The sequence below is a fragment of the Paenibacillus solisilvae genome (assembly GCF_042656405.1).
Classification (GTDB): Bacteria; Bacillota; Bacilli; order Paenibacillales; family Paenibacillaceae; genus Paenibacillus_Z; species Paenibacillus_Z solisilvae.
In genome coordinates this window covers 1-7,872 of sequence record NZ_JBHSOW010000011.1, presented here as the reverse complement: position 1 = coordinate 7,872, position 7,872 = coordinate 1, and the positions used below count along the sequence as shown (strand labels likewise).

Below are 7,872 nucleotides of genomic sequence, written 5' to 3'. Positions count from 1 at the left end.
TGACGGATTCTTCGACCCATTTTCATCATCTGTGGTGCAGCGCTTGCGCTGCATGTGTGGCTAACGGGCACTATAGTTGAACGCATTTTGGAGCGGTTTTTTTAAACGCTGAGTTATAATAAATAGGAACATAGAGCCCCTCGTTGTGCTACACGAGATAAGTTTAATTATGAACACAGGAGATGTGAGATATGAAGATCGCGGGAGAGCTTGTCACAGAGACGCTCGAGTATGATGGTGGTCGGCAGGTTACGGTGTACGTCCCTCCGGATCCACCCCAGGCAGTCGTGTTCGCCGGTGACGGTCAGCTGATCTCGCAGTGGGGCGGGTACCTCGAGGCCGCCGACGTACCGCCCACGATGATCGTCGGTGCCTACCGGACGTCCGATGAGGATGAGATGGTGCGCATCCATGAGTACTCACCGCCGTTCGACCAGGAACGGTTCGCGGCACACGAGAGGTTCTTCGTCGAAGACGTCCGCCAATGGGTGCGATCGCGCTTCAGCGTCGCGCTGCCCGCCAAACGCACCGCGGTGTGCGGCGTGTCGGCGAGTGGAGAGCTCTCACTCGCCATAGGGCTTCGGCATCCGGACATCTACGGTACGGTCTTCTCCGCGTCGCCAGGCGGGGGCTACCGACCGCCTGGCGTGATGCCAAGCCCGCTACCGCGCACCTACCTCGTAGCCGGCACACTGGAGCCGTTCTTCCTCGAGAACGCGACCCGGTGGGCGGCTGCGCTGCGCGATGCAGGTGCGGACGTTGAAATGAGAGAGCGGGTCGCGTCGCACGACGATGTGATGTGGCGAGAAGAGTTCCCGCTGATGGTGGCGTGGGCGTTTGGACGATAAACATCCGCCGAGCCCGGGTCAAGTGGGTTTGACTCGCATCCGACCCGCCTACTCCGACGACATTGCAAGCCCTGATGGTGAGCAGCCCAATCGTCCTGGCTTGCATCGTCAGCGGATCGTCCGGTTGGGACCATTGCGCGAATCATCATTCCGCTAACGAAGCACGATAGCATCATGACGACAGGCTGCCGATGAAACCAGCAGTCTGTTCAACTATCTGGCAGGAATGCTCAATGAGCGAGTTTGAAATAAAAAACTGTTAGAATAAAACTATCATTATTATGTAGGAGAGAGGTACCAAATGAAAAATAGAATAAAAACTTTCACTGGCTCTAAGCATTTCAGGTTGAATCACGTCGCTGAGGGTGTATTTGCAGCGATTTCGGTCCCTGGTACCGGTTCTTTGGGGAATGCAGCAATCATTGATCTAGGCGATACAACGCTTGTCGTGGATACATTCACGACAATACAGGCTGCAGAGGATTTGCAGGCAGCCGCAGAGCACCTCACAGGAAAGCCGGTTTCTTATGTAGTCAACACGCATTGGCACAGTGATCATACATGCGGGAATCAAGTGTTTACCCCTGCTGCTCATATTATTTCTACATCTATTACACGTGAAATCATGTCTACATTTGTAAAAAACAGGTTAGCCCAGCATTTGTCAAATCCGGAACTGATTTATCAGGCTATTGATGAACTCGAAGAGAAAATACAACAAGAGACGGATGAAAATTTAAAAAAAGAAATGGAATGGGAAAATGCTTGTGACCGTGAGTACATAAAGATGCTCCCTAATCTGGTATACACACTGCCGACGATAACTTTTGATCATCAAATGACCATTCATGGTAGCAATCGGACTGTGCAATTCATTACGTTTGGCGGCGGTCACACGCAAAGTGATGCATTCGTGTACATTCCGGAAGACAAAATTGCCGTAATGGGGGACCTGGTGCTCTCCAAGCATCACCCGGTTATGAATTATGCAAATCCTCAGGAATGGCTAAACAATTTGGAGCAAGTCGAACTACTAGGTGTAAAAACTATCGTACCGGGGCATGGCGAAGTATGCTCACTGAAAGAACTTCATGAGGTGAAAGGTTACATAACTGATATAGTGGCTATTGTGACGAAAACCGTTCAAAGTAAGAAAAGCATCGATGATATCTTAGTACCGAAAGTTTATCAAGACTGGTACTTTACTACACATTTTAAGACAAATTTGAAATCAGTTTATAATTTGATCACTAAATCAGAGAATTAACGAAGAGTCTAAGTTTACTACGCAAAATCGTCAATCAAGAAGTAAATTCCGTAAACACACGGCAGCAGGGTTACGTTAACGGGCAAGTTAGTGGATTAAACAGGTAACAATTGCCGTGGCGACTGCCTCCAGTTTTCGTGAGCTAATGCGCAGATTTGTACAATAGCAATTGAAAAGAAATCTAGTGACTAATTACTTGCTATAATAGATTTAGGTAAATCTTTGAAGAAAGGAGCAGTGCTGTAATGAACGCAGAGGTCACCACTTTTATCGAAAGTCTTAATCATCCGTGGCAGGTTGAGGTTTCCAATCAACTTCGTCAGATCGTCCATGCATCCATTCCTGAGGTCGAGGAACGAATTCAATACAAGAAGCCACATTTTTTGAAGAATGGGCACTATGCCGCGGTGATTTCCCCATCCAAAAACGCGATTGCATTTATGATTATGAATGCTACCGGTTTGGAAGTTCCGAAGGGTTTTGAAGGCCCTGCTGATCGGAAGTGGCTCAAAATTCATGAAGGGGATTCGCCCGATTACAACATGCTGGCTAATCTTGTTGTTCAAGCTTCCAGCTCTCTCTAAATATTTACTCGACGATTATTTGAATAAAATAGCAAAAGGATCCGCATCAGCGGATCCTTTTTACTTCTTCACAAAATAAGGATATATTATACATATGTCTGATTGTCAATACGGAGACTGCCCATAAGTCATTTTTTTGAGAGTGGTCGAACGATCTGCTCCTTTTGTTACAGACACGAACTGGCGGACGAGATTTCAGAGTCCGGTACATGACTAAGGCGGCCACTGCGGTTCAGGAACCTGCTAGCTTTTGACTTGCACTTATAATTGATCTAAACCTTTACATGGTATTTCCTCCACTTGTTCCAATCGAAGATCATTTGTAATAAAAACATCCGCTTGTGCAATGATGGCGGATGCGATCACAAGCGCATCCGGTGTTTTCATTCCGTATTTTCCTCGTAGAAAAGCGGCCCGTTCGGCAACCGTATTGTCAACGGGCACAACCGAAAGATTTGGGAAATGGGCGAAAAGCAGCTTGTACTGCCTCTCTAAAGCCAGATTCCCATCCCGGATCGGTTTCATGAGGATCTCCGTCAATGAAATGGTCGAAGCAACGGCTGAATAGGCTCCTTCCTCAATTTGCTCGAGCAGCCACTTAGCTTTCTCGCCAAATTCAGGATGCTGCTCAAACACATAAATAAAAATGTTTGTGTCCAACGCGATTTTCTTAAATGAAGAGGGGGAGGAGGCGCTCACCAGTTTTCTCGCTCCTTCCGAACATAGTCATCACTTGATTCATCTACCCATAATTCTTTTCCAAGTCCCCAAAGTTTGTCGGAGAATGATTTGGGTTTTGGCATCACAATGATCTCATTACGAACCTCATCATACTGCCATAACAGTTTATCGCCAACTGACAATTTTGCTTTCACGCGTATTTCCTCAGGGATTGTAATCTGATACTTCGTCCGAATTTCGCTTTCCAATTTTAATATATTCCCCATATCACACCGTCCTTTAAATCGTCTTACTATTACTTATTTTATCGCACTTATAACGATTTAATTCAACCTTAAAACATAAAGACAAAACACGACACGGAAGAATTTTTCGGTCTGTGATCCTGAGGAGGACCGATTAACGCTTTGGAAAGAGCGCTACTTGGGGATGGAAATATCAGGGGACCGGAAACGAGAAGTCGAAAAAAAGATTGATCTGCAGCTGGGCCGGTTCATTGACTTCTTTCGGAACCGGTACGGATATGAAAAAGTAATGGCTGTTGTAAAACGGGATGTTACTTCGTGGCTCGAGCAGCTGTATGGTCCTCCCGAAAAGGGAGGGGAGGGATATGCGCCGGCTACCGTGAACAATCAACAGGCTGCACTCTCACGGTTTATGAAATGGCTTCGGGTTCGTGCACCTCAACTGCTGTTGGAAAGATCCCACCAAAGGGATCCGTGAGATCATGCTGCCGGACCCTAAGCCGCGGACGCTGACTTCCGAACAAATCCTGACACTTAAAAACATTTGTGACCGGCTCGAGTGGTTTCACCTCAAAAAGGACCGACGCCGGATGAAAGGAAAAATGGAACTCAAAACACATGCGCGTCCGCGGCGCGATCGGACGATCGTTTACGTCCTGCTTTCGACGGGGCTACGCCGAGAGGAACTGGTGAATCTGAATTTGGATCAAGTCGAACCTAGTGACCCTATGCAGCTGCGTGCAGCTCGTAGTGCAAAGATCGTCCGGATTCGCGGAAAGGGAAAAACGGAAGGAACCGAGTACTTGTCGGCTGATGCAAGGGCTGCCCTGGCCGATTATTTGGAATACGAAAGGCATCTGGATCATGCGGAGGAAACGATTTCCTTGTTCTTAAGTGCGATAGGAACACCAGCTCGAAAAATAGATGGCCGGCTGTATCCCAGATCCATTAACCGAATCCTTGAGCAAATCGGTAAATGGCACGATGCAGAACAGAAAGATCCGGAGCGCCAGATTTCACCGCTGCGTCCGCATGACTTGCGCCATACCTTTGCCAATGAATTGGCCAAACATCCGGATGTGACAGAGCAAGATTTGGAACGGCTCTGACGCCACCGAAATAAACGGTATTTAACGATTTATACGAGGCCGCCGGAAGCCACGTCTGCGGGGTTTGTCGAGAAGTTGTAGTACCAATCAGTGAATAAAGAATATTTCTTATGAGCTGTTATAATTAAACCCATTTATAATTAACCCCGTTGACAGAAAGACGGTAAAAGATTATTTGATGGGATTCGTGATCAAGAAAAATTAGAAGTGACAACGAGATCGTTCGGCAGCCTCGTTACGCTAAACCAGCTAAAAGTCCTTAGGAGACAAATCGCCATTTTTTGTTGGGTGCCATTCGGCAGCGAGCTCCGGCGATTTTTGCATAACGCTCTAACATATGATCGTTAAACCTGAAGTCATCCATGATGACGGTACTCGTTATTAGTTCGATACCGAATCTTATTAAATCGCTCTGGATTAATTCAATTTTTTCTGATCGGAATCTATAAAATAGGGAATCACGATTAATCGAATACCATTCTCAGCATTGTTATAACCATCCATTTCATAGAGCTTATTAAAAATAAGCCTATTCTTTGGAAACTTACCTCCGCGTTTTTCGGCTAACGCTTGCATTTCTGAAAGAGATCCTTTTAATTTCTCACCGATTTCCCCGGAAGCGAGCTGGATTACGGGACGAATCACCGCGGTTGACGGTGGACTCGTGATTGCCTGACCCTGCGGTTTCCGTCCAAGAACATGATCCTGTTTCGCGGCGGGCAAATGAGTTTATGGCTTTGAAACAGGAGGGATTTTCAACACGTCGCCAACCTTGACATCATCGTTATCCGCCAAATGATTGTATTTCGCAATGGTCATTGCGTACTTGCTGGATCCGAAGTATTTTCTGGAGATGCTGGAAAGTGTCTCTCCGGGCTGCACGGTATGCTCTTTAGCGGTTGGGTTCGTGCTGTTATCGCCACCAGCCGGATGCTTAACCGGAATGGCAGGAATAATTAAAGAGCTTCCCGCTTTCAATTCATCGGTCTTTTTCAGCTTGTTATGCTCTGCAATCAGATCCACATAATCCTTTGAACGATAAAATTGCATAGCGATGCTGTACAAGGTATCGTCAGCACGGACCAAATAGGTTACCGGCAAATTGAGCTTGGTGTAGTCCATGTCCTGCTGCTTCCCGGATGATCCGGCGTCTGATGACAGTGCCGGGATCTTGATGGTGTCCCCGACTTTCATATCATTAATAAACACAATATGATTTTGCTCCGCCAAGAGGGCGACGTGAAGCTTCGATTGATAGAATTTCAGGGAAATCGTGGACAACGTGTCCCCTTTTTGGACGACATAGGTCGTCGGGAGTTTCGCTGCTTGGCCAGATGGCTCGGAGGCTGTGCCGCCATTGTTCTCCTGCACCGGGGCGGACGTTTTTACCGGACTGCCACCCGGATCCGCAGTTTCCGCCTTAGTGCCATCTGGGTCTACAGTCCCCCCTTGGCCGGCTTCGGCCGAAGTTTCAGGCTCGGCATTATTGGAAGCGAGGTCTCCGGGAGCAGGCGTTACATCAGGAGCATCCGGGCTGCCGGTTTGCTCACTGCTTGCCTGGTCATCATTTGTCGATGTATTGGTTTCAGCCGGTTCATTGCCTGTCGAAACATTCTCTGCAGGAACGTTCCCTGCCGTAGTCTGCTTTGGTCCGGAGCTGGTTTGTGCTGTATAAATGCTATACAATGTTCCGCAAATAATAAGAAAGGCCACTGCTGCCACTGAGATCATAATAGTGGTTTTGTTCTTCCTCGTACGCGCGGCTCTGGGACGGTAATCGCTGCCTGTCGAATTTGTGTTCAAAGCTTAATCTCCCCTCGTGTTTCAAATCTCTTTTACTCATTCTATATTACTATAATTATCCTCCCATAAACGGAACATCAGGAAAATCAGGTGTTTGGCACTATGCCGGGACAGGGTCTCCTGGTATGGACTAGTAATTGTGTCGTAATACTGAATTCTCATCCGCTGGGGGGCTGACGAGGATTTTGGGGAAATAGGGGAGAAATCATCAACAATTATAGTTTCATTACGAGAATCGGGAATTTAATGTCGGAAAGACAGCCGCGAGGTTGCTCTCGCTCCGCTGCGGAAGTAATATTTAATTATATTTGCTTCAAGTCAGGAGGCTTCGCAAACGATGAAACAGAACAAATATGATGATCTCGGATTCTTCGAAAAATATAGCCAGATGCCCCGTTCGACAGGCGGCTTGAATGTCGCCGGGGAGTGGCCCGCACTCCGTGCCCTGCTTCCCGAGCTGCAGGATAAAAACGTGCTTGATCTCGGCTGCGGTTATGGTTGGCACTGTCTCTATGCGCATGAAATGCAGGCCCGGTCAGTGATAGGAATAGACCTCTCAGAGAAAATGCTGGAGCGCGCCAGAGAAATGACCAAGGATTCGGCGATTGAGTACCGCCGGCTCGCTATTGAAGACATTGACTTTGCTGCGGGAGAATTCGACGTGGTGATCAGCTCGCTGGCGCTTCATTATGTTGAACGATTTGATATCGTTTGCCGGAAGGTCCATCACTGTCTTGCTCCGGGAGGGAGCTTCATATTCTCGGTCGAACATCCGATTTTTACCTCGCGCGCTGAGCAGGACTGGTATTACGGTACACAGGGCGAACGATTGCATTGGCCTGTCGACGGCTATCAGGATGAAGGACTGCGGCAGGCAAGATTTCTTGACAATGATGTTGTCAAATATCATCGAACGGCTGCCACCTATATGAATACGCTCATTGATTCCGGGTTCAGAATAACAAGAATCTCTGAGCCTCAACCGGCGCAGGAAATGCTGGACAACCACCCGGAAATGCAAGACGAAACACGCCGTCCCATTTTCCTCTTGATTGCCGCAGTCAAAAATGAATAAACATTCAGTCCGCGCAAGCGAACAGGATATTATAGCGGAGAAGCTGCAATTTAGGAGGGGAAAGACGGGGGCAGAGCTTTTCGAGCAGGTGCGAAGCTTGATTCCGCTGCAGGTGTAACGGAGTGGATTCAACCCCTGCAGAAGGAACGCGAAAATCAACATAGCGGCAGTTTGGAACACGATTAGCCTGTTCTGAACTGCACCCCGTCAAGTAGACAGTACAAATAAATAAAGGCAATTAGGCGGCCTTAGTCCTGTAC

The 7,872-nt window shown here is 47.7% G+C and carries 10 protein-coding genes; 7 read left to right on the top strand and 3 right to left on the bottom strand.

Annotation, left to right across the window (positions count from 1 at the left end):
* Window positions 1-191 precede the first annotated feature (191 nt).
* The 3 genes from ACFPYJ_RS02370 (at window position 192) to ACFPYJ_RS02360 (ending at window position 2,699) form a co-directional block, all read left to right on the top strand.
* On the top strand, window positions 192-848 hold the full coding sequence (locus tag ACFPYJ_RS02370; protein WP_379186446.1) for an alpha/beta hydrolase: 657 nt from the start codon (window positions 192-194) through the stop codon (window positions 846-848).
* Window positions 849-1,149: 301 nt separating this feature from the next.
* The gene (locus ACFPYJ_RS02365) at window positions 1,150-2,115 is read left to right on the top strand and encodes an MBL fold metallo-hydrolase (RefSeq protein ID WP_379186445.1); all 966 of its coding nucleotides are present in this window, start codon (window positions 1,150-1,152) and stop codon (window positions 2,113-2,115) included.
* Between the two features lie 245 nt (window positions 2,116-2,360).
* Window positions 2,361-2,699: a DUF1801 domain-containing protein gene (locus ACFPYJ_RS02360; protein WP_379186444.1), complete on the top strand. Its 339-nt coding sequence runs from the start codon at window positions 2,361-2,363 to the stop codon at window positions 2,697-2,699.
* A gap of 261 nt (window positions 2,700-2,960) precedes the next feature.
* On the opposite strand, the gene ACFPYJ_RS02355 is transcribed toward ACFPYJ_RS02360, so the two are convergent.
* Window positions 2,961-3,398 carry a type II toxin-antitoxin system VapC family toxin gene (locus ACFPYJ_RS02355; RefSeq protein ID WP_379186443.1) on the bottom strand — a complete coding sequence of 146 codons (438 nt, stop codon included), beginning with the start codon at window positions 3,396-3,398 and terminating at the stop codon, window positions 2,961-2,963.
* Window positions 3,395-3,646: an AbrB/MazE/SpoVT family DNA-binding domain-containing protein gene (locus ACFPYJ_RS02350; protein ID WP_379186442.1), complete on the bottom strand. Its 252-nt coding sequence runs from the start codon at window positions 3,644-3,646 to the stop codon at window positions 3,395-3,397. Before ACFPYJ_RS02350 ends, ACFPYJ_RS02355 begins: the two co-directional genes overlap by 4 nt.
* Window positions 3,647-3,809: 163 nt before the next feature.
* Here ACFPYJ_RS02350 and ACFPYJ_RS02345 point away from each other — a divergent pair, with 163 nt between their 5' ends.
* Both ACFPYJ_RS02345 and ACFPYJ_RS02340 read left to right on the top strand, forming a co-directional pair.
* Entirely contained in the window at window positions 3,810-4,103 is a 294-nt protein-coding gene (locus ACFPYJ_RS02345; protein ID WP_379186441.1) for a hypothetical protein, read from the top strand.
* 124 nt (window positions 4,104-4,227) lie between these two features.
* Window positions 4,228-4,734: a tyrosine-type recombinase/integrase gene (locus tag ACFPYJ_RS02340; RefSeq protein ID WP_379186440.1), complete on the top strand. Its 507-nt coding sequence runs from the start codon at window positions 4,228-4,230 to the stop codon at window positions 4,732-4,734.
* Window positions 4,735-5,463: 729 nt separating this feature from the next.
* Here ACFPYJ_RS02340 and ACFPYJ_RS02335 read toward each other — a convergent pair.
* The gene (locus ACFPYJ_RS02335; RefSeq protein ID WP_379186439.1) at window positions 5,464-6,537 is read right to left on the bottom strand and encodes a LysM peptidoglycan-binding domain-containing protein; all 1,074 of its coding nucleotides are present in this window, start codon (window positions 6,535-6,537) and stop codon (window positions 5,464-5,466) included.
* Window positions 6,538-6,874: 337 nt separating this feature from the next.
* Between ACFPYJ_RS02335 and ACFPYJ_RS02330 the strand changes: the two genes are divergently transcribed.
* Together ACFPYJ_RS02330 and ACFPYJ_RS02325 are read left to right on the top strand one after the other, a co-directional pair.
* A complete protein-coding gene (locus ACFPYJ_RS02330; protein ID WP_379186438.1) occupies window positions 6,875-7,612 on the top strand; it encodes a class I SAM-dependent methyltransferase in 738 nt (245 codons plus the stop codon).
* A complete protein-coding gene (locus tag ACFPYJ_RS02325) occupies window positions 7,605-7,730 on the top strand; it encodes a hypothetical protein (RefSeq protein ID WP_379186437.1) in 126 nt (41 codons plus the stop codon). Before ACFPYJ_RS02330 ends, ACFPYJ_RS02325 begins: the two co-directional genes overlap by 8 nt.
* Window positions 7,731-7,872: the final 142 nt, after the last annotated feature.